Source organism: Pseudomonas entomophila (assembly GCF_013523165.1).
In the GTDB taxonomy this organism is placed as follows: Bacteria; Pseudomonadota; Gammaproteobacteria; order Pseudomonadales; family Pseudomonadaceae; genus Aquipseudomonas; species Aquipseudomonas entomophila_A.
This window is the reverse complement of record NZ_JAAMQI010000011.1, coordinates 86,764-106,835: the sequence shown is the minus strand read 5'-3', so window position 1 is coordinate 106,835 and position 20,072 is coordinate 86,764. Positions and strand designations below refer to the sequence as shown.

General features: G+C 66.0%; 16 protein-coding genes. 7 read left to right on the top strand and 9 right to left on the bottom strand.

The genetic code is table 11. The features are described from left to right. Nucleotides 1-9: 9 nt before the first annotated feature. The 5 genes from G7Z99_RS11245 to G7Z99_RS11225 all read right to left on the bottom strand — a co-directional run bounded on the left by G7Z99_RS11245 (nucleotide 10) and on the right by G7Z99_RS11225 (nucleotide 4,771). Nucleotides 10-1,491, bottom strand: a complete 1,482-nt coding sequence (locus G7Z99_RS11245) for an aldehyde dehydrogenase (RefSeq protein WP_181093794.1) — start codon at nucleotides 1,489-1,491, stop codon at nucleotides 10-12. Continuing rightward, nucleotides 1,488-2,321, bottom strand: a complete 834-nt coding sequence (locus G7Z99_RS11240; protein ID WP_181093793.1) for an alpha/beta fold hydrolase — start codon at nucleotides 2,319-2,321, stop codon at nucleotides 1,488-1,490. Before G7Z99_RS11240 ends, G7Z99_RS11245 begins: the two co-directional genes overlap by 4 nt. A 58-nt stretch (nucleotides 2,322-2,379) precedes the next feature. Beyond that, nucleotides 2,380-2,976 carry an amino acid synthesis family protein gene (locus G7Z99_RS11235; RefSeq protein ID WP_181093791.1) on the bottom strand — a complete coding sequence of 199 codons (597 nt, stop codon included), beginning with the start codon at nucleotides 2,974-2,976 and terminating at the stop codon, nucleotides 2,380-2,382. A 178-nt stretch (nucleotides 2,977-3,154) separates the two neighbouring features. Next, entirely contained in the window at nucleotides 3,155-4,198 is a 1,044-nt protein-coding gene (locus tag G7Z99_RS11230; RefSeq protein WP_181093789.1) for an LLM class flavin-dependent oxidoreductase, read from the bottom strand. 87 nt (nucleotides 4,199-4,285) lie between these two features. After that, nucleotides 4,286-4,771: a flavin reductase family protein gene (locus tag G7Z99_RS11225; RefSeq protein ID WP_181093787.1), complete on the bottom strand. Its 486-nt coding sequence runs from the start codon at nucleotides 4,769-4,771 to the stop codon at nucleotides 4,286-4,288. A gap of 307 nt (nucleotides 4,772-5,078) precedes the next feature. Between G7Z99_RS11225 and G7Z99_RS11220 the strand changes: the two genes are divergently transcribed. The 3 genes from G7Z99_RS11220 to G7Z99_RS11210 all read left to right on the top strand — a co-directional run bounded on the left by G7Z99_RS11220 (nucleotide 5,079) and on the right by G7Z99_RS11210 (nucleotide 9,280). Beyond that, nucleotides 5,079-6,488 (top strand): purine-cytosine permease family protein, encoded by a 1,410-nt coding sequence (locus G7Z99_RS11220; protein WP_181093785.1) that lies wholly within the window; start codon nucleotides 5,079-5,081, stop codon nucleotides 6,486-6,488. A 252-nt stretch (nucleotides 6,489-6,740) separates the two neighbouring features. Next, nucleotides 6,741-7,880 (top strand): glutathione-independent formaldehyde dehydrogenase, encoded by a 1,140-nt coding sequence (locus G7Z99_RS11215; protein ID WP_181093783.1) that lies wholly within the window; start codon nucleotides 6,741-6,743, stop codon nucleotides 7,878-7,880. A gap of 425 nt (nucleotides 7,881-8,305) precedes the next feature. Beyond that, entirely contained in the window at nucleotides 8,306-9,280 is a 975-nt protein-coding gene (locus G7Z99_RS11210; RefSeq protein WP_181093781.1) for a DNA replication terminus site-binding protein, read from the top strand. 45 nt (nucleotides 9,281-9,325) lie between these two features. Here the strand turns inward: G7Z99_RS11210 and G7Z99_RS11205 are convergent, their stop codons facing one another. Next, complete coding sequence (locus tag G7Z99_RS11205) at nucleotides 9,326-10,459, bottom strand: MFS transporter (protein WP_181093856.1); 1,134 nt, start codon at nucleotides 10,457-10,459, stop codon at nucleotides 9,326-9,328. A 412-nt stretch (nucleotides 10,460-10,871) separates the two neighbouring features. Here G7Z99_RS11205 and pdxY point away from each other — a divergent pair, with 412 nt between their 5' ends. The 4 genes from pdxY (at nucleotide 10,872) to G7Z99_RS11185 (ending at nucleotide 15,217) form a co-directional block, all read left to right on the top strand. Then, entirely contained in the window at nucleotides 10,872-11,744 is an 873-nt protein-coding gene (pdxY, locus tag G7Z99_RS11200) for a pyridoxal kinase PdxY (protein WP_181093779.1), read from the top strand. Nucleotides 11,745-12,134: 390 nt separating this feature from the next. Continuing rightward, nucleotides 12,135-13,043, top strand: coding sequence for an aldo/keto reductase (locus tag G7Z99_RS11195; RefSeq protein WP_181093777.1), 909 nt, complete (start codon nucleotides 12,135-12,137; stop codon nucleotides 13,041-13,043). Nucleotide 13,044: 1 nt separating this feature from the next. Further along, the gene (locus G7Z99_RS11190; RefSeq protein WP_181093775.1) at nucleotides 13,045-14,316 is read left to right on the top strand and encodes an NTP/NDP exchange transporter; all 1,272 of its coding nucleotides are present in this window, start codon (nucleotides 13,045-13,047) and stop codon (nucleotides 14,314-14,316) included. Nucleotides 14,317-14,599: 283 nt separating this feature from the next. Beyond that, complete coding sequence (locus G7Z99_RS11185; protein WP_258197014.1) at nucleotides 14,600-15,217, top strand: serine protease; 618 nt, start codon at nucleotides 14,600-14,602, stop codon at nucleotides 15,215-15,217. A 6-nt stretch (nucleotides 15,218-15,223) separates the two neighbouring features. On the opposite strand, the gene G7Z99_RS11180 is transcribed toward G7Z99_RS11185, so the two are convergent. Genes G7Z99_RS11180 through G7Z99_RS11170 form a run of 3 tightly spaced genes read right to left on the bottom strand, consistent with a single transcriptional unit; the run spans nucleotide 15,224 to nucleotide 19,988 of the window. Next, complete coding sequence (locus G7Z99_RS11180; protein WP_181093771.1) at nucleotides 15,224-16,426, bottom strand: HlyD family efflux transporter periplasmic adaptor subunit; 1,203 nt, start codon at nucleotides 16,424-16,426, stop codon at nucleotides 15,224-15,226. Continuing rightward, nucleotides 16,423-18,582 carry a type I secretion system permease/ATPase gene (locus G7Z99_RS11175; RefSeq protein WP_181093769.1) on the bottom strand — a complete coding sequence of 720 codons (2,160 nt, stop codon included), beginning with the start codon at nucleotides 18,580-18,582 and terminating at the stop codon, nucleotides 16,423-16,425. The genes G7Z99_RS11180 and G7Z99_RS11175 overlap by 4 nt, the downstream gene beginning before the upstream one ends. Continuing rightward, the gene (locus G7Z99_RS11170; protein ID WP_181093767.1) at nucleotides 18,579-19,988 is read right to left on the bottom strand and encodes a TolC family outer membrane protein; all 1,410 of its coding nucleotides are present in this window, start codon (nucleotides 19,986-19,988) and stop codon (nucleotides 18,579-18,581) included. Before G7Z99_RS11170 ends, G7Z99_RS11175 begins: the two co-directional genes overlap by 4 nt. Between the last annotated feature and the right edge of the window lie 84 nt (nucleotides 19,989-20,072).

Here is a 20,072-nt window from a genome sequence, read left to right as displayed (position 1 = left end):
GTGCACCTCTCAACGCATCACGAAGGGGTCGGGCATCGGCGCGGTGGACAGGTTGATCCACACGGTCTTCAGCTCGGTATAGGCGAGCACCGAATCGATGCCGCTCTCGCGGCCATAGCCGCTGTTCTTGAAACCGCCGATCGGCGCCATGGCCGAGACCGCGCGGTAGGTGTTGACCCAGATGATACCCGAGCGGACATCGCGCGCCAGCCGGTGCGCACGGCCCAGGTCGCGGGTCCAGATGCCGGCGGCCAGGCCGAACTGCGAGTCGTTGGCAATCGCCAGCGCCTCTTCTTCGGTCTTGAAGCGGATCACCGCCGCCACCGGGCCGAAGACCTCTTCCTGCATGATGGTCATGGCGTTGCTGTCGCATTCGAACAGCGTCGGCTCGTAGAACCAGCCGTCACCCTCGACCTCGGCACGCTTGCCGCCCATGCGCAGCGTGGCGCCTTCGGCCTGGGCGGCGGCGACCAGCTGCTCGACCACGGCCAGCTGTTGCGCGGTGGCCATCGGGCCCATCTCGCTGTCGTCGTGCTGGGGGTTGCCGATGCGGATGCGCTGGGCGCGGGCGATCAGGCGCTCGACGAACTCGTCGAAGATCTCGTCCTGCACCAGCAGGCGCGAGCCGGCCACGCAGCTCTGCCCGGAGGCGGCATAGATCCCGGCCACGGCGCCGTTGATGGCGCTGTCCAGGTCGGCATCGGCGAAGATGATGTTCGGCGACTTGCCGCCCAGCTCCAGCGACAGCTTGGCAAAGTTCTCGGCGCTGCTGCGCACCACATGACGCGCCGTGGCCGCGCCGCCGGTGAAGGCGATCTTGCGTACCAGGGGGTGGCGGGTGAGGGCAGCGCCGGTGCTCGGGCCGAAGCCGGTGACCACGTTGACCACGCCCGGCGGGAAGCCGGCTTCCAGGGCCAGGCGGGCCAGCTCGAGAATGGTCGCCGAGGCATGCTCGGAGGGCTTGAGCACGATGGTGTTGCCGGCGGCCAGGGCCGGTGCCAGCTTGATCGAGGTCAGGTACAGCGGGCTGTTCCACGGGATGATCCCGGCCACCACGCCGATCGGCTCGTGCACGGTGTAGGCGAACAGGTCCGGCTTGTCCAGCGGCAGCGTGCCCCCTTCGAGCTTGTCGGCCAGGCCCGCGGTGTAGTGGAAGAACTCTGGCAGGTAACCGACCTGGCCACGGGTCTCGCGGATCAGCTTGCCGTTGTCGCGGCTTTCCAGCTGGGCCAGGTGCTCATTGTTCTCGGCGATCAGGTCGCCCAGGCGGCGCAGCAGCTTGCCCCGCGCCGTGGCGGTCAGGCCGCGCCAGGCCGGGGCCTCGAAGGCGCGCTGGGCGGCCTGCACGGCCTGCTCGACATCGGCCTCGTCGGCGTCGGGCAGCTGGGCCCAGGCCTGGGCGGTGGCCGGGTCGAGGCTGTCGAAGGTCTTGCCGCTCTGCGCATCGCGCCATTGGCCGTCGATGCACATCTGGAAACGAACGAGGGTCATGCGACTATCCCCTTGGCAGATTCGGTAAGCGTGCGAGCGTGGCCGAGGAAGTCCAGCAGCATGCGGTTGACTTCACGCGGCGCTTCCACCGGCATCATGTGGCGTTGTTCGGCGAGGATCACGCTCCGGGCGCCGGGGATGCGGGCCGCCAGCTGGCGCGTCATGGCCGGGGTGGAGCCGGTGTCCAGCTCGCCGGTGGCGATCAGCGTCGGCGCCTGGATCGCATCCAGGTCATCGGCGCGGTACATGTCCTGGGTGGCGAACAGCGAATAGGTGGTGTGGTAACCCTGGGGGTCGTTGTCGCCCAGCACCTGGCGGATGGCTGCGACCTGGGCCGGGTTGGCGGCCTTGTATTCAGGGCTGAACCAGCGCTCCAAGGCGGCGTCGACGTTGGCGTCCGGGCCCAGCTCGGCCGCTTGTGCGGCCCGCGCGATGACCCCGGCGCTCTGCTCGGGCGTGCGGTTGAAGACGCTGTTGAGCACGACCAGCGCGCTCAGGCGCTGCGGGTAGTGCAGGGCGAAGGCCCGGGCCACCAGGCCGCCCATGGAGAAGCCGATCACCGTCGCCTGCTGGATCTGCAGGTGGTCGAGCAGTTCGACCAACTGCGCGGCATAGCCTGCCAGATCGGTGTCGACCGCCGGGCGTGGGCTCATGCCGTGGCCCAGCATGTCGTAGGCGATGACGCGGTAGTCGTTGGCCAGGCCGACGAACTGCCCGCCCCACATTTCCTTGTTCAGGCCCACACCGTGGATCAGCACCACGGGTTGACCCTGGCCGAGGCTCAGGTAACTGGTCCCGGCCGGTGTACGTTCAGCAGCAGGCTGAATCATGGACGGCGCTCCTTGAGGGCAGGGCGGCCGACGGCGCGCCCGTTTCCTCTGATCATTGTTATTGAGCGTTGGCTTTCTCGGCGGCGATCTCTTCGAGATCGATGTAGCGGTTGCCGATGCGCGGGTGCAGGCGGCCACCGTCGGACGCACCCAGGACCACGACGATCTCGTCGGCACGCGGCGCGTCTTCGATCTGCATTTCCAGGGTGATGTAGTGCGAGCGCTGGCCTTCGTCGTCCTTCTGCATCATCGGGATCTGGATCGACGTGCCTGGGCCGCCACGCTTGTTGGTGAAGCTCAGGTAGCTCTTGGCCTGCACCGCTTCGCGGTAGTGGTTGCCGAAACGCAGGGTGTGGATCACCGCAGAGGCGTGCTCGATCTCACCGTCGGCACCGACCACGGCGGCCTTGCCGTAGGCTTGGATCTTGTCCGCGCCACCGATGGCCGCGATCAGGCGCTCGACCATCAGCGCGCCGAGGTCGGAGCAGTGCTCACGGATCTCAGGCTTGAGGTCTTCGACGAAGCCACGGCCGGCCCATGGGTTCTTGATCACGACGGCCAGGCCGACCATGGTCACTGGGGTGTCGGTGGCCTTGCCGCCTTCGATGCGGGTTTCTTCGGAGTAGGTGACGATCTTGCGGATTTCGAAACTCATGAGCGGCTCCATGGCGATTGCTCGGGGCTTGTTGTCTTATGGTATACCATAAGACGATAACTGCAACAGGGGATGCGGAAAAGACGTCGGGCTGGATCGTGGTCCCGTAAGGGCTAGGCCGCGGTGGGGCGGGTCGCGGCCCAGGGGCTACCGGGTAGTTAGAGCTGCCCTGGCGCACTCAACGAAACGCCGGCACCACTTCCTTGATGAACAGCTCCAGCGACTTCTTCTTCTCGGCATGGGGCAGACTGTTGTCGCACCAGAAGCTGAACTCGTCGACGCCCAGTTCCTGGTAGTACCTGATCCGCGCGATGATCTCTTCCGGCGTGCCGATCATGGTGTTCTTGCGGATGTTCTCCAGCGCAAAGGCGGGCACTTCGGCGAACTTGGATTCCGGGCTCGGTGCCAGGAAGCCATTGACCGGCGTGGTCTTGTTGCCGAACCAGGCGTCGAAGGTGCGGTAGAAGCGCGAGATCGCCTCGGCGCCCACCTTCCAGCCCTCGGGGTCTGCCGGGCTGTGCACGTGGGTGTGGCGCAGCACCATCAGCTGAGGGCGGGGGACGTCCGGGTTGTTGTCGAGCGCGGCCTGGAACTTGTTCTTCAGGTCCAGCACTTCCTCGTCGCCCTTCATCAGCGGCGTGACCATCACGTTGCAACCATGCTTGACCGCGAAGTTGTGCGAGTCGGGGTCGCGGGCGGCGATCCACATGGGCGGCATGCCGTTCTGCACCGGCTTGGGGACGCTGGTCGAGGTGGGGAAGTTGTACACCTCGCCCTCGTGGGCGTAGTCGCCTTTCCACAGTTCACGCACCGCCGGGACCATCTCGCGCAGGGCCTTGCCGCCCTCGGTCGCCGGCATGCCGTTGGCCATGCGGTCGAACTCGAACTGGTAGGCGCCCCGGGCCAGCCCGACCTCCATGCGCCCGTTGCTGATCACGTCCAGCAGGGCGCATTCACCCGCCACGCGGATCGGGTTCCAGAACGGCGCGATGATGGTGCCGGCACCCAGGCGAATCGTTTCGGTGCGCGCCGCCAGGTAGGCCAGCAAGGGCATCGGGCTGGGCGAGATGGTGTATTCCATGGCGTGGTGTTCGCCGATCCAGACAGTACTGAAACCGCCGTCTTCGGCCATCAGGGTCAGTTCGGTCAGGTCTTCGAACAGCTGGCGATGGCTGACCTGGTCATCCCAACGTTCCATGTGCACGAACAACGAAAACTTCATGGGGCTTTCCTCTGAGAATTGTCGGAGTGGCCTGCCGGGCAGGCTGGGGCGGGCAGGGCGGGCGCGGGCCCGCGAGCGACCTCTGGCTCAGCTGAAGGCTGGCAGGCTGGCCATCTTGCCGCGGCAATAGATCATGGGGTTCGGTGCATCGGCCGGCACGATCAGGTTGTCGACCTTGCCGACCATGATGGCGTGATCGCCCCCTTCGTATTCGCGCCACAGTTCGCATTCGATGATGGCGGTGGCGTTGGCCAGCAGCGGGTTGCCGCGCTCGCTCAAGGTCCACTCGATGCCGGCGGCCTTGTCCTTGCCCTTGCGGGCGAAAGCATAGGCTTCGGCCTGCTGGTCACCGGAGAGCAGGTGGATGGCGAAACGCTTGTTGCGGATCAGCACCGGGTAGGAGTCGGAGGTGTAGTTCGGGCAGAACAGCACCAGGGGCGGGTCCATCGACAGGGAGGAGAACGCGCTGGCGGTCAGGCCGACGATCGAGCCGTCGTCGTCCAGGGTAGTGATGACCGTGACGCCGGAGGGGAACGAGCCCAGGACGTTCTTGTAGACGGTTGCGTCAATCATGGCGTGATCCTCGATTGGGGGCCGTTTTTTATAGTTGATGTGTCTGATGGTATACCGTAATACTCGATTTGCAAGCGCTTTTTGCAGGGCGTAAAAAAACAGGATGAGCGGCTGGAGGCCACGTAATTCAAGGCCTGAATGGATTCAGCGAAAGCGGCGAAGGTGATCCTGAACAGATCAGAACGCGCGATTTACGGCGGATCAGTGTTGTCAAAAGTTTGGAATACCATAATATGGTCCTCAGCTGAGAGGCCGCCCAGAGCGGTTTCCGTACAACGATAAAAACGACCTTTCGAGCTAAAATCCTATGTCCCAGCCGTCTTCGCAGCACCAGCTTGTCGAGAATCACACGGTCGATTACGTTCCACCTGCCGAGCGCCACGGGAAGGCGCGCGACCTGTTCACCCTCTGGTTCAGCACCAACATCGCGCCCCTGCCCATCGTGACCGGCGCCATGGTGGTCCAGGTGTTCAACCTGAACCTGCTCTGGGGGTTGATCGCCATCGCACTCGGGCACCTCATCGGGGGCGTGGTCATCGCCCTGGCCTCTGCGCAGGGACCGCAGCTGGGCATTCCGCAGATGGTGCAGAGCCGTGGGCAGTTCGGCCGCTATGGCGCCTTGCTGATCGTCTTCTTCACCGCCTTGATCTACGTCGGCTTCTTCATCTCCAACATCGTCCTGGCGGGCAAGTCGATCCATGGCATCGCCCCCGGCGTGCCCATGCCGACCGCCATCGTCATTGGTGCCCTGAGCGCCACGGCCATCGGCGTGATCGGCTACCGCTTCATCCATGGCCTGAATCGCATCGGCACCTGGGTGATGGGCTCGGCCTTGCTGGCCGGCTTCATCATGATGTTCAGCCAGGAGCTGCCAGCCGACTTCTTCAGCCGCGGCGCCTTCAACCTGTCAGGGTTCGTCGCCACCGTGTCGCTGGGCACCATCTGGCAGATCAGCTTCTCGCCCTACACCTCCGATTACTCGCGCTACCTGCCCAAGGAGATCGGCATCGCCAAGCCGTTCTGGGCCACTTATTTCGGTGCGACCCTGGGCACGATCCTGTGCTTCAGCTTCGGCGCGGTGGCGGTGCTGTGTGTGCCGCAGGGTACCGATGCGATGGAGGCGGTCAAGCAGGCCACCGGTTGGCTCGGGCCGGTGCTGATGGTGCTGTTCCTGCTCAACATCATCAGCCACAACGCCCTCAACCTGTACGGTGCGGTGCTGTCGATCGTCACCGCGATCCAGACCTTCTTCGCCCACTGGACGCCCAGCGTGAAGGTGCGCGTGGTGCTGGCCTCGCTGATCCTGATCGGGTGCGGGATCGTGGCACTGAACGCGTCGGCGGACTTCATCGGCCAGTTCATCGGGCTGATTCTGGCGCTGTTGCTGGTCCTGGTGCCGTGGGCGTCGATCAACCTGATCGACTTCTACCTGATCAAGAAAGGCCACTACGACATCGCCTCGATCTTCAGTGCCGACGGCGGCATCTACGGCCGCTTCAATCACCATGCGATCATCGCCTACGCCTGCGGGATCCTGGTGCAGCTGCCATTCGCCAATACGGCGCTGTACGTGGGGCCCTATTCGAACCTGATCGAAGGCGCCGACCTGTCCTGGCTGTTCGGGTTGCTGGTGACGGTGCCGCTGTACTACTGCCTGGCGACACGCGAGCAGGCGGCGGCTATCAAGGCAGGGCGAGTAGCGAGCGCTCACGACTGAACCTGAACGGGCCGGCGTGCAGCCCATCGCGGGCAGGCCCACCTCGGTAGGCCTGCCCGCGGTCGTCGTGGTGCAACCGCCGCGTGGCAGCGAGACGAACACAAGCCGATTGCCAAGCCGCCCAGACACTGTCCCTCCAGTCATTAGCGCCACCGGTCAGTTGCACGGGCCGGGCGCTGAACCCTCCTGGCCTGGGTCCGCCTGACCTAGTGACGGCGAGCTGCTCGCCACCCATATTTCCAGGAGTCTGTAATGAAAGCGATCGTCTACAACGGCCCTCGTGACGTTTCCGTCCAGAACGTACCGGACGCGAAGATCGAAAAACCTACCGACGTGCTGGTCAGGGTCACCACCACCAATATCTGTGGCTCGGACCTGCACATGTACGAAGGCCGCACCTCCTTCGAGCAAGGTCGCATCTTCGGGCATGAAAACATGGGTGAAGTCATCGAGGTCGGCGTCGGGGTCGACCGGGTCAAGGTCGGCGACCGCGTCTGCCTGCCGTTCAACATCGGCTGTGGCTTCTGCGACAACTGCGAGCGCGGCCTGACCGGCTATTGCCTGACCGTGAACCCCGGTTCGGCAGGCGCGGCCTATGGCTTCGCCGACATGGGCACCTTCGCAGGCGGCCAGGCCGAACTGCTGCGCGTGCCCTATGGCGACTTCAACTGCCTGGTGCTGCCGGAAGACGCCCAGGAGCGTGAAGACGACTACGTGATGCTGTCGGACATCTTCCCCACCGGCTGGCACGCCACCGAACTGGCAGGCCTGCAACCGGGGGAGAGCATCGCCATCTACGGCGCCGGCCCGGTGGGCCTGATGGCCGCCCACGCAGCAATGATCAAGGGTGCCGCCCAGGTGTTCGTGGTCGATCACCAGCCAGACCGCCTGAAACTGGCTGCGCAACTGGGCGCCACGCCGATCAACTCGGCCGAGGACAAGGCCGTCGAGCAGATCCTCAACCTGACCCATGGCAAAGGTACCGACCGTGGGTGCGAGTGCGTCGGCTACCAATGCTGCGATCGCCATGGCCATGAAGCCAACCACCTGACCATGAACAATCTGGTGGCCTCGACGCGGGCCACCGGCGGCATCGGTGTCGTTGGCGTCTTCGTGCCGCAGGATCCTGGCGCGCAGAGCGATCTGGCCAAAGAAGGGAAGATGGCCTTCGACTTCGGCGCCTTCTGGTTCAAGGGCCAGCAGATCCGCACGGGGCAGGCGAACGTGAAGGCCTACAACCGGCGTCTCGCCGAGCTGATCCACCACGGACGGGCCAAGCCCTCGCAGATCATCTCGCACAGCCTGGGGCTGGAGCAGGGGCCGGAGGCCTACCGCCATTTCGACGCGCGTGACGACGGCTGGACCAAGGTGGTGCTCAAGCCTGGGCAATGACGACAGGGGAGGGCAGCGCCACGGCGCTGCCGCTGCCGGTTCGACGAAAGAGCACATCCGTGCTCTTTTTTCATGGGCATCGCAAGCCATGGCGGACCGATTTATATACCACCCCGTCGAAATCATGCCGCAGTGATCCAGCGACGCCACCCCTGAAGGGGTAGGCGTACCTCCGCCAAGTGACAGCACAAAATCAACCTCTCTATACTGTGGAGTACGGATGTGCTCTTTCGCAGGTCAAAAAACCTACAGCCCTTTGACAAAGGCCCTTCAACACCCTACATTTTTATACCACCCCGTCATTGAAGAATCACATTGCACCACCCAATGAGCTACCGCAGTGACGTGAAAAGCAGTCAACAAGAAGAGGGGTGTAAAAGGCGACCTTCGCCATCTCCCGCTCCATACGCCATGAGGACGCAGCCATGTACGACGCCATTCAGGCCGCCTATCAACGGCTGGTCGCCGAAGTCACCCAGTTCAACGAGGCCTGGCCGTCGTTGGTGGTCGCCGGGAAGGTCTGGCAGCTGCCTGTCCTGCAGGAACAGCGCACACCCGACGTCATCGAGGTCGAAGCCCTGACCGGGCAACAGGCGATCGATGCGACGATCACTGCGCTGCGCACGTTCCAGCGGGACATCGACCAGGCACCTGGCACGGTGATGCGCCTGCCGGGGTACTTTCAGCTCAGCGCGTCGGTGCTGCCGCTGGCCATGGCCGTCAACACGGCCAAGCTCGCGCTGATGGATGCCATCGAAGCGGAGCGGGTGGCCCAGAACCTGGCGCCGGAAATGCGCCCGAAGCTGATGCGCAAGGCCTTGGGCTCCTCGCTGTTCAGCACCAAGCAGCTGCAGCGCACCCTGCACGTGTTCGACGGCGCGCCCCGGCGCCTCTCGTTCACCTGGGCCGGGCACACCACCAGCACCGAGCGCATTCGGGTGGCCAAGGTTCGCGAACAGCTGGCCCATGCGGCCAAGCTACGCGCGGCCGCCGAAGACATTCCCGTGCAACAGACGCCCGAGTACCTGGACCTGGCCGCGATCATCCGGCTCGATGACGCCGACGTCCTGATCAAGCACAAGCAGATCGCGCCCCATCCCCGGTGCACGCTGTGGTTCGGCCCCACCGGCATGAAATGGGACGCGCAGCCCAAGGCCAACCTGCCGGTCTTCGTGCTGGCCGGGGAAGGGCAGATGAAACTGAGTGACTTGAAGCGCTTCGACAAGGCCGTGCGTGGTGAGCGGCGCCGTGACGTCAAGGCTCGGCAGGAGGTGTGGCCACAGCGCCACATGTACCTGCCAGGGCCGAAAGGGCAATCGACCCAGCCCGAAGCGCCCGTGAAGGAGGGCGCCTTGCATTCGACCTACCGGCTCGGCGGCGTCGTCTACGAACCCACCTGAGGGCTGGCCTGAACGACAGGGGATGTCCTCCAGGCCAGGAAGATCTCAATGCCCGTCCTTCATCCGGCGCGCGATGAGGAACAGCACCAGCCCACCCAGGGCCGCCGCCGCACCGATGTAACCCGTGCTGGTCCAGCCCCAGCCCGCCGTGATGGCCAGCCCGCCGAGCCAGGGGCCCAGTGCGTTGGCCAGGTTGAAGGCCGCATGGTTCGACGCCGCCGCCAGGCTGGGCGCCTCATGGGCGATGTCCATCAGGCGGATCTGCAGGGGTGCGGCCAAGGCGATCATGGTGCCCACCAACGCAACGGACGGCAGCAAGGTCCACAGCGACTGCGCCGCGAACGAGAAGAACACCAGCACCAGCATCGACCAGACCAGCACCAGCCCCACGGCCCGGAAGCCCAGCCGGTCGAACAGCTTGCCGCCCGCGATGTTGCCGACGATGCCGCCGAGCCCGAAGGCGGCCAGCCCGAACGGAATCCACTGCGGCGACACCCGGGTCACCTCGAGCATGGTCGGCGCCAGGTAGCTGAACACGCAGAACATGCCGGCAAAGCCGATCGAGGCGATGCCCAGCGCCATCCACACCTGCGGTTTGGTGAAGGCGTGCAGTTCACGGCGTGGGTCGCTGCGCACTTCGTCATGGGGTTGCGGCACATAGCGTGCCACCAGCGCGACGGTGCACAGGGCCAGGACACCGACCAGCACGAAGGCCGAGCGCCAGCCGAAGAACTGCCCCAGGAACGTGGCGATCGGGTTGCCCAGCAACATGGCCAGGGTCAACCCCAGCATCACCCTCGCCACGGCGCCGGCGCGCTGGTTGCTCGGGACCATGCTCGAGGCGACCACGGCCGCGATACCGAAGTAGGCCCCATGGGGCAGGCCGCTGACGAAGCGGAACGCCACCAGGCTGGAAAACGACGGCGCGAACGCCGTGGCCAGGTTGCCCAGGGTGTACAGCAGCATGAGCAACAGCAGCATGTGCTTGCGCAGCAGCTTGGCGCCCAGGATCGCCAACGCCGGCGCGCCGACCACCACGCCCAGGGCGTAGGCACTGATCGCATGACCGACCTGCGGCTCGCTCAGGTTGAGGTTGCCGGCGATGTCGGGCATCAGGCCCATGATGGCGAATTCGCCAGTACCGATGGCGAAGCTACCCAAGGCCATGGACGCTTCCATCTTGGCGATGGCAGGTTTCGATGGGGTCGACAGGGGAGGAAGAGAAGCGGACATCGGGATCCTTCTGACAAGAGGCTGAAACGATAAAGGCGCGAGGGTAGACAACCCCTTGGGGCGTGTCGAGTCGAACACGGGCCCTGTGGCGCGGACGTTCTTTCACAGACCCGGCCCACGCGGTTAGGTGCCGTCGGTGGCGCACTGATGTCGAATCCGAATTCCTCGACCTTCGTCCAGGCGGATGTCGGCACGCAGGGCGCACATCCAGGACTGGCACGACGGCAGCGACGGTCGCGCCGCACCTGCCTGGCAGACGGCCGTCGTGAGGTCAGAATGGTGTAACGTGTGCACCTTGCACGCCGCGCCGCCCTTGCGTCGGCCCGCGCGGTTTCACGACTCGACAGAAGGCACTCCCATGAACGGTCGCAGCCCATCCTACGTTCTCTCGATCCAATCGCACGTCGCCTTCGGCCACGTTGGCAACGCTGCCGCGGTGTTCCCGCTGCAGCGACTGGGGTTCGAAGTCCTGCCGATTCACACCGTGCAGTTCTCCAATCACACCGGCTATGGGCAGTACCGTGGCCAGGTGTTCGGCGCCGAGCACGTGCGCGAGGTACTGCAGGGGCTGCGTGAGCGCGGGGTGCTGGCGCAGGTGGCCGGGGTGCTGTCGGGTTATGTCGGCGATGCGACCATCGGCGAGGTGATCCTGGAGACCGTGGAAGAGATTCGTCGCGATAACCTCCAGGTGCGCTACCTGTGCGACCCGGTCATTGGCGACGTGGGCCGTGGGATCTTCGTGCAGGCGGCGATCCCGGACTTCTTCCGCAACCTGGCCTTGCCCTGCGCGAACATCATCACCCCCAACCAGTTCGAGTTCGAGCTGCTGACCGGCAGCAAGCTGGCCAGCGTCGCCGAAGCGGTACGCGTGGCGCAGCAGTTGCGTGGGCGAGGGCCGGACATCGTGGTGATCACCAGCCTGGCCACCGACGACATGCCACTCGACCGCCTGGGCACGCTGGCCATCAATGGCGAGGGCGCCTGGCTGGTGAACACGCCGCGCCTGGCGCTGCACCCTCTGCCCAATGGCATGGGCGATGTGTTCTCGGCCACCGTGCTGGCGCACCTGCTGAACGACGTGCCGTTGGCCGAGGCGCTGGAGCGCACGACCTCGACGCTGTATGGGCTGGTGCAGGCGACGGTCGTGGGGTCGCGTGACCTGCCCCTGGTGGCGGCCCAGGAGCAGATCGTCGCGCCGGGGTTCGTCTGTGAGGCGGTGAAGGTAGGTTGAGGGTGGGCTGAGAGATCAGCAGGGTGTGTCCCGGCCCTATCGCGGGCAAGCCCGCCTTCATAGAAAATAAAATAAATTGTTGATTTAAAATCAATTAATTATAAAGCTTTGTGGGCCCGCAGGGCCCACATCACACTTGGTATTTTGCACAGATAACAGAGCACAGTAGCAGGCATCCTGAATGTACGGTCAGGCTGCATTGGCCCTTGTGGGAGCGGGCTTGCCCGCGATAGCGGCAGCTCAGACATCGGCGCGCTCACCCTTGGCGCAAACCTCGATCAGCTTTCACAGCCTTGCCCCACACTTTTCACATCCAGAAACATTCTCTTCCAGCGGTCTTTTCCTCAGCCACTAAATTGAATACTTCCACTGGATGACAGGAAACTTCCCATGTACGGACGTCGCGAAGTCCTACGCACCAGTGCCGCGCTGGCGCTGCTCGCGGCGAGCCCTTGGCTGCGCGCCGCACCCTCGACGGCATTGCTCACCCGTACCCTTCCAGGCACGGGCGAAGCCTTGCCGGTCATCGGCGCCGGCACCTCTGGCAGCTTCGAGGTCGAGGCCGGGTCGACCGCCTACGAACGCCTGGCCCAGGCCCTGCGGATCTTCTTCGACGGTGGCGGCTCGGTCATCGACACCTCGCCCAACTACCACGGCGCCGACGCCATCCTCGGGCAGTTGCTGGAGGCGGGTGGCTGGCGCTCGAGATGCTTCCTGGCGACCAAGATCGCCGCCGACAGCCGCGAGGCTGCCGAGCGGCAATGGGCCCAGAGCCTGCGCGACCTGCGCACCGACCGCGTCGACCTGCTGCAGGTGCACAACCTGCGCGACTGGCGCACACAGCTGGCCTACGCCCGCGAACTCAAGGCCCAGGGCAAGACGCGCCACGTCGGCATCACCCATTACCTGGCCAGCGGCCATGCGCCGATGATCGACATCCTGCGCAAGGAGCCACTGGACTTCATCCAGATCAACTACGCCGTCAACGCCCCGCAGGCCGCCGACACGTTGCTGCCCCTGGCCCAGGACAAGGGCGTGGCCGTGTTGATCAACCGCGCCTTCGACGACGGTCGATTGTTCAGCCAGGTCAAGGATCGCCCCTTGCCGGCCTGGGCCGCCGAGGTCGACGTGACGAGCTGGGCGCAGCTGTTTCTCAAGTTCGCCCTCAGCCACCCGGCCGTGACCGCCGTGATCCCGGCCACCGGTCGCCCAGACCGCCAGCGCGACCAGCTCGAGGCAGGCCATGGGCCACTCCTGAGCGTCGAGCGACAGCGCGCGCTCATCGCCCAGTTCGCCTGACATGGCCCGCACTTGGGCAGGTCGCCTGGCCAGGGGGCTGGACCTGCAGGCCGGTGAGGGGCCTGCCGTAGCCGCGGGCCTGGCGCTGTTCTACCTGCTGTTCACCGGCTACTTCATGCTGCGCCCGGTGCGCGAAACCCTGGGTGTGGCCGGGGGCGTGGACAACCTGCACTGGCTGTTCACCGGCACCTTCGTGGTGACCCTGGCCTGCCTGCCGCTGTTCGGCTGGCTGGCCTCGCGGGTGCCACGCCAGCGCATCCTGCCTTGGGCCTACGGTTTCTTCGTCATCAACTTGCTGCTCTTCGCCGGGGTGCTCGCACACGACCCCGAGAGTGTCTGGAGCGCCCGAGCGTTCTACATCTGGTTGTCGGTGTTCAACCTGCTGAGCATCTCGCTGGCCTGGAGCGTGCTGGCCGACCTGTTCTCCAACGAGCAGGGCAAGCGCCTGTTCGGGCTGCTGGCGGCCGGGGCCAGCCTGGGTGGCCTCAGCGGGCCGTTGCTGGGCGTGACGCTGGTGGCACCGCTCGGGCATGCCGGGCTGCTGGTGCTGGCGGCGCTGATGCTGTCGGGCAGTATCGCGGCTGCACGCTACCTGCGGCACTGGCGTGCCCGGTACCCCTTGCCCGACGATGCCCGGCATCCGCCGTCGCGGCCCCTGGGCGGCAATCCATTCGCTGGGGCGGTGGCCGTGCTGCGGTCACGCTACCTGCTGGGCCTGTCGCTGTTCGTGGTGCTGTTGGCCAGCGTCAGCACCTTCCTGTACGTCGAGCAGGCGCGCCTCGTCAGCGAAACCTTCACCGACCGCGCTCGACAGACCCAGGTGTTCGGGCTGATCGACGCCGGGGTACAGGCCCTGGCGATCCTGACGCAGGTGTTCTTCACCGGGCGCCTGGCCAAGCGCCTGGGTGTGGGGGCGTTGCTGCTGGGGGTGCCGCTGGCCATGGCCGTGGGCTTCGTCTGGCTGGCCCTGGCCCCGGTCTTCGCCGTGTTCGTAGTGGTGATGGTGGCACGCCGCGCGGGTGAATACGCGCTGGTACGGCCTGGCCGGGAAATGTTGTTCACCGTGCTACCGGCCGAAGACAAGTACAAGGCCAAGAGCTTCATCGACACCGTGGTCTACCGCGGCGGCGATGCGGTGAGCGGGTGGCTCAAGCGAGCGCTCGATCTGCTGGGCGAGCACCCGCAGTTGGCCTTGTGGATTGGTGCGGGACTGGCTGCAATGTGGGCAATGACAGGATACCGATTGGGTCAGGCCAGGGCGAAAATGGAGTAATAGCCTCGATAAAAAAGATTAATTTGAGTCGAGCTATTGGATCCAAGTGCTTGAAATGTATCCAAGAAATATTATCTAACATTTGGCTATATAACGATTTGGAACTTGGATCCGAATATTAAGTAAATTTTTATATAAACTCGACCAGCGGTAGTGATGGCACATTGCTTTCACCTGTGCCGGCATGGTGTATTGCGCGCCATCCAACCACCACCCTCGTGATTTCATGCGCCCACTCAAGTCGCTCCTGGCAGCCACCATGCTGCTCAGCGGGTGCAACGGAATGCCCCTCGCTTCACATCAGGACCCCTCCCTTCAAGACCAAGCCTTCGTCGTCCACTCCGGCGGCCCCGTCCCTTTGCTGATGATGGGCAGTGCCGTGCAGTGGAACGAGGACTACGCCATCACCGTCAAGCACTTGCCGTTCGTGGGCGGGTCGGAGTTTCAGGGGCGGGGGGACGTGCAGTTCTTCCGTCACAAGGCCAAGCAGGCATTGCCCTTGTGGCGCAGCTATCAACCCGGCGAGTCGCTCACCGCAGTGGGCTTCAACGCCTTCTACCTGCCGATGCAGGGGCATGGCCAGGCGCTGCCGGCGCTGGTGCGCCTGGACGCCAAGGACGGTGGCGTGATGTACGCCACCCATGATGGCCCGACCGTGGTCGGCATGTCCGGTGGCCCGGTGTTCGCCGCCGACGGTTCGGTGGTCGGCATCAACGTCGCCAACCTCGACAAGGGCGCGCTGAGCAAGATCAAGCGTCCCGACCTGGCCGGCCGTGACCAGGTCAGCATCTTCCTGCCCTATGCGCAGATCCAGCGCGAATGGCAGCGCTTCGCCAACCTGCAGGCCGGGATCAAGAGCACGCCGGCACCGACCGGCTTGCCGGTGGCAGCGGCGCACTGAGGCCGATCAGCGTTCGCGCAAGGCTTCGCGCGCACGGTTGAGCGGTTTGATCAGGTAGTCGAGCACGGTCTTCTCGCCGGTGCGGATGTCCACCGTGGCCACCATGCCCGGCACGATCGAGAACGCCGTGCCGGCCTTGTTGCGCAGCACGTCGGACTCGGTCTGGATGTAGACCCGGTAGTAGTAGACCTCCGGCTTGACCTCGTCCTGGATCGTGTCGGGCGAGATGGTCACCACCTTGCCGTCCAGGCTGCCGTAGATCGAGTAGTCGTAGGCGGTGATCTTGACCTTGGCCGTCTGGTCCGGGTGGATGAAGGCGATGTCGCGCGGGTTGATGCGCGCCTCGATCAGCAGCTTGTCGTCCTGCGGCACGATCTGCATCAGTTGCCCGTTGGGCGGCACCACGCCGCCGATGGTGGTCACCTCGATGCCCTTGACGATGCCACGCACCGGCGAACGAAAGGTCAGCCGCGACAGCGAATCGGCCCGGCCGCGCACCACCTCGGCCAGCGAATCGGCCTCGGCGCTGGCCTTGGCCAGGTCCTGGCGCGCCTGGACCATGTACTCCGAGCGGGCCTCGCTGGCCTTGAGCTCCAGTTCCGAGCGCTGGCGATTCAGGCGGATCACCTCGACCCGGCTCGAGGCCCCGGCCTGGGCCAGCTTCTCGGTGATGGCCAGCTCGCTGCGCACCAGCTTGAGCGACTGCTCGATCCCGGCGAGGGTCTCCTGCAGGCCACGGCGGCGGGTCTTGTACAGTTCGGCCTCGTCACGCGTCAGCTCCGGCCAGGCCTCCAGGGCCTTGGGGAAGGTCAGCGGCTTGCCGGTGACTTCGGCCTGCAGCCGGCTCACGCTGGCCAGGGCGGCGCGGTACTTGGCCTCGCTTTCGCCGACGTTGGACTGGGTCTTGATCGGGTCGAGCTGGGCGAGCACGTCGCCGCGCTCGACCCGCGAGCCTTCGCGCACGTTCATCTCGGTGATGATCCCGCCTTCGAGCGACATGATCACCTGCTCACGCGAGCTGGGCACCACCTTGCCCGTGCCGCTGGACACCTCGACCACGCTGAACAGCGCGGCCCAGACCAGAAAGGCAGCGAGCATCAGGGCGCAGACCCAGACCACCCGGTTGGCCCGCAAGACCGCACGGTCGTCGCTGCCGTCCAGGTACGACGCCGGCGCGGCCGGCGGGTGAAGCGCGACGTTCTGGCTCATGCCTGGGCTCCTTCAGGGTTTTTCAGGCGCGCCAGGGCGACGTCCCTGGGTGCGTCGATGACGATCCGGCCGCTGTCGACCACGATGATCCGGTCGACCTTTTGCAGCACGCTGAGCCGGTGCGTGGCCACCACCAGCGTGCGCCCGTCGCACCAGCGCTTGAGCTCGTCGAGCAGGCGGCGTTCGGTGACGTCGTCAAGCGACGCGGTCGGCTCGTCGAGCAGCAGCACGTGGGGCTGGCGCAGCAGCAGACGCGACAGCAACAGGCTCTGGCGCTGGCCGCCGGACAGGCCCAGGCCGCCTTCGAGCACCAGGTGGTCCAGGCCCTTGGGCAGGCGTCGGACGAAGTCCAGCGCGCCGGTGATCGACAATGCCGCGAGCATCTCCTGGTCGCTGGCCCGACCGGCGCCAAGCACCAGGTTGTCGCGCAGGGTGCCGTGGAACAGCCGCGCCTGCTGGTGCAGCAGGCCGACGTCCCGGCGCAGGTCGGCTGGGTCCAGATGAGCCAGGGCGATGCCGTCGAGGGTGACCTCGCCGGTGGCGACGTCCATGGCCCCGGCCAAGGCCTGCAGCAGGGTCGACTTGCCCGCGCCGTTGCGCCCCAGCACGGCGATGTGCTCGCCAGGACGGATGCGCAGGTCGGCGATCTCCAGCACCGCCGGGCCATCGGCGGCGTAGCGGAACGCGGCCTGCTTGAGGTGGAAATCCCCCTGGATGGCTGCAAGGTGCACGCGCTTGCTGCCGTCCGGGTGGTCGACCGGTTGTTCCATCAGGTTGTTCAGGCCCTTGAGCGCCACCTTGGCCTGCTGCCAGCGGGTCAGGACATGGTTGAGCTGGGCCATCGGCGCCATCATGCGCGAGGCCAGCATCGAGGCGGCCACCAGGCTGCCGGTGGTCAGGTCGCCGGCGATCACCATGGGCGCCCCGAACAGGATCACCACGGCGAACACCGCGCTCTGCACCGTCTGGGTCCAGGTCACCAGCCCGTTGGTCAGGCCGCGCAGTTGCAGCGCCGTGTCGGCGGTGGCGGCGTTGTAGTGGTTCCACTGTTCCTGGAAGCGCTGTTCGGCCTGCAGCGCCTTGATGTCGTCCATGCCTTGCACGCTTTCCACCAGCATGGCGTTGCGCAGTGCCGATTCGCGCATGTTGGCGTTGGCCAGGCGCGCCAGCTTGCGCTGGTAGAGCAGCCCTGGCAGCAGCATCACCACCAGCGCCACCACCGGGATGGCCACCAGCGGCCCGCCGATCAGGTAGAAGATGAACAAGAACAGGAAGAAGAACGGCAGGTCGGCCAGGGCCGTGGCGGTGCTCGAGGTGATCAGGTCACGGACCTGCTCGAGTTCGCGCAGCTGCGAGATGAACGTGCCGGTGGACTTGGGCCTGACCGAGTTGCGCAGCCGCAAGGCATGGCCGTAGACCAGGTCGGAGATGCGCAGGTCGGCGCGCTTGCCCAGCAGGTCGGTGATGCGCAGGCGCATGATGCGCAAGGTGAAGTCGAACAGCACCGCCAGCAGCACGCCGCCGAACAGCACGTACAGCGTCGGCAGCGATTCGGCCGGCACCACCCGGTCGTAGACCTGCATCGAGAACAGCACCCCGGCCATGCCCAGCAGGTTGGCCACCAGCGAGGCGAGCATCACGTTGCCATAGGGCCGCAGGTCGCGCAGCACGATGCGGCGGAACCAGTGCTCGTCGAACGGCTGCACGTAGTCGTCGGTGCGCACGTCCGACAGCGGCCGGGCCGGGCGCAGGATCACCGTGCGGCGTACGCGCTGGTCGAGGTCGGCCAGCGGCATGCGCTGCTGCAGCCCCTGGTCGCCGCTCAGGGCGATGCCCAGTTCCTCGCCGCTGATGCTCTGCACCACGCCGACCTGACCGTCGTCCAGCTCGACCACCAGCGGGGTGCGCCACTTGCCCAGGGGCTGGCGCTGGCGTCCGCTGAACTTGACCGTCAGGCCGGCCTGGCGCGCCATCTGCCGCACCACGTCTTCCAGGGCACGGTCGGTGCGCTGCCCGGCGATGCGCACGCTTTCTTCGGAAACGTCCAGGCGGTAGTGCTGCGCCACCAGCAGGATGGCCTGCATCCAAGGTTGCACGTCGGGCGGCTCGGCGGCCTGCCCGGCCGGTGGCGGGGCGATGATCACAGCGTCGTTCATGGCAGAATCCTCACGCCTTGTACCAGGCGGTCTTCAAGGCCGAAGGCGCGGCGAAAGCCACCGCTGTTGTACAGGCAGTCGATCTGCAGGCGACGCAGATCGGCCTGGGTGCCGGCCAGTTCGAATCGGGACTGGTAGATCTCCTGCTCGGCGTTGAGCAGGTCGAGCAGCGGGCGGGTGCCCAGGTCCAGGTACTGCTGGCCATACAGCACCCGCGCCTGGCGAATGCCTTCCTGGCGCTGCCGCAAGGCGGCCTGGCGGCGCGCCAGGCTGGAGGTCTGCACCCGGGCTTCGGCCAGGCCCTGGCTGGCCTGCAGCACGGCGGTGTCCTGGGCGGCATCGGCGGCGGTCAGGGCATGGCCGGCTGCGCGGCTGCGGGCGCTGATCGCGCCGCCCTGGTAGATCGGCACCTCCAGGCTCAGGTAGATCCCGGCCTGGGTGCGGTCGATGGCAGGGTTGTTGTCGTTGTAGCTGCTGTCCAGGTAGTGGTTGACGCTTGGCTCCAGCGACAGCGTCGGGTAGGCCTCGGCCCGTGCCCGGGCCAGGTCCGCCTGGGCTTCGCTGCGTTGCGCCTGGGCCACCAGCACGGCGGGCAGCAGGTCGGTGTTCGGCGGCTGGCGTTCGCAGGCCGCGGTCGGCCCGGGCGGAAAGTCGTCGGTCACCTCCACGGCCGTGGTGCGGCCGATCAGGGCCCCCAGGGCGGCCTGCCAGCGGGCGTACTGGGCCTTGTAGTCCTGCAGCATGGCCACCGCGCCGTCGGCCCGGGACTGGGCCTGGATGAAGTCGGAACGGGCGCTGGCGCCCAGTTCACTGCGCTGGCGAGCCAGCTCGACGATGCGGCCGACGCCGTCGATCTGCTGGCGGGCGATGTCGATCAGCTGGGCGTAGCGCTGCACCTCGATCCAGGCATAGGCGGTCTGGCGCCCGGTCTGGTCGATGGCCAGCAGGATCTGCGCCTGGGCGCGGGCGGCGCGGGCCTTGGCCGATTCGACGGTGTTGTCCACCTTGCCGAAGTCGTAGAGCATCTGCTTGAGCGAGATGTTCAGCGCCTGGGTGTTGCGGTCGCCGCCGTAACCGGTGTCCATGCCGGTGCGGATGCCGCCGCTGATCTGGGGGTAGTAACCCGCCTCGGCGACGTTGATGCCTTCGCCTTGCTGGTAGAGGTCGGCCACCGCCTGGGCGATGTCCGGGTGCCAGGCGATGGCCTGGCCGATGGCCTGGTCCAGGCTCAGGCGCGGGCCGTCGGCGCCGGTCGGCAACCGGGGGGCGGCGGCGGCACGGCTGGCCGGCGCCTGGTGAAGTCGTTGCGGGCTCAGGTCGAGCAACGCAGGGTCTATCGTGTCGTCGGCCGCCGAGGCGGCGCGAGGGATGAGCAGTGCCAGGGTCGTCAGCAGAACGAAAGGCACGGTACGGCAGTTACTTCCGGCATAGGCTGAGATCACATTATTCCCTTACTGATAATACTGACGCAGCGCGCCAGGCCGGGGTGG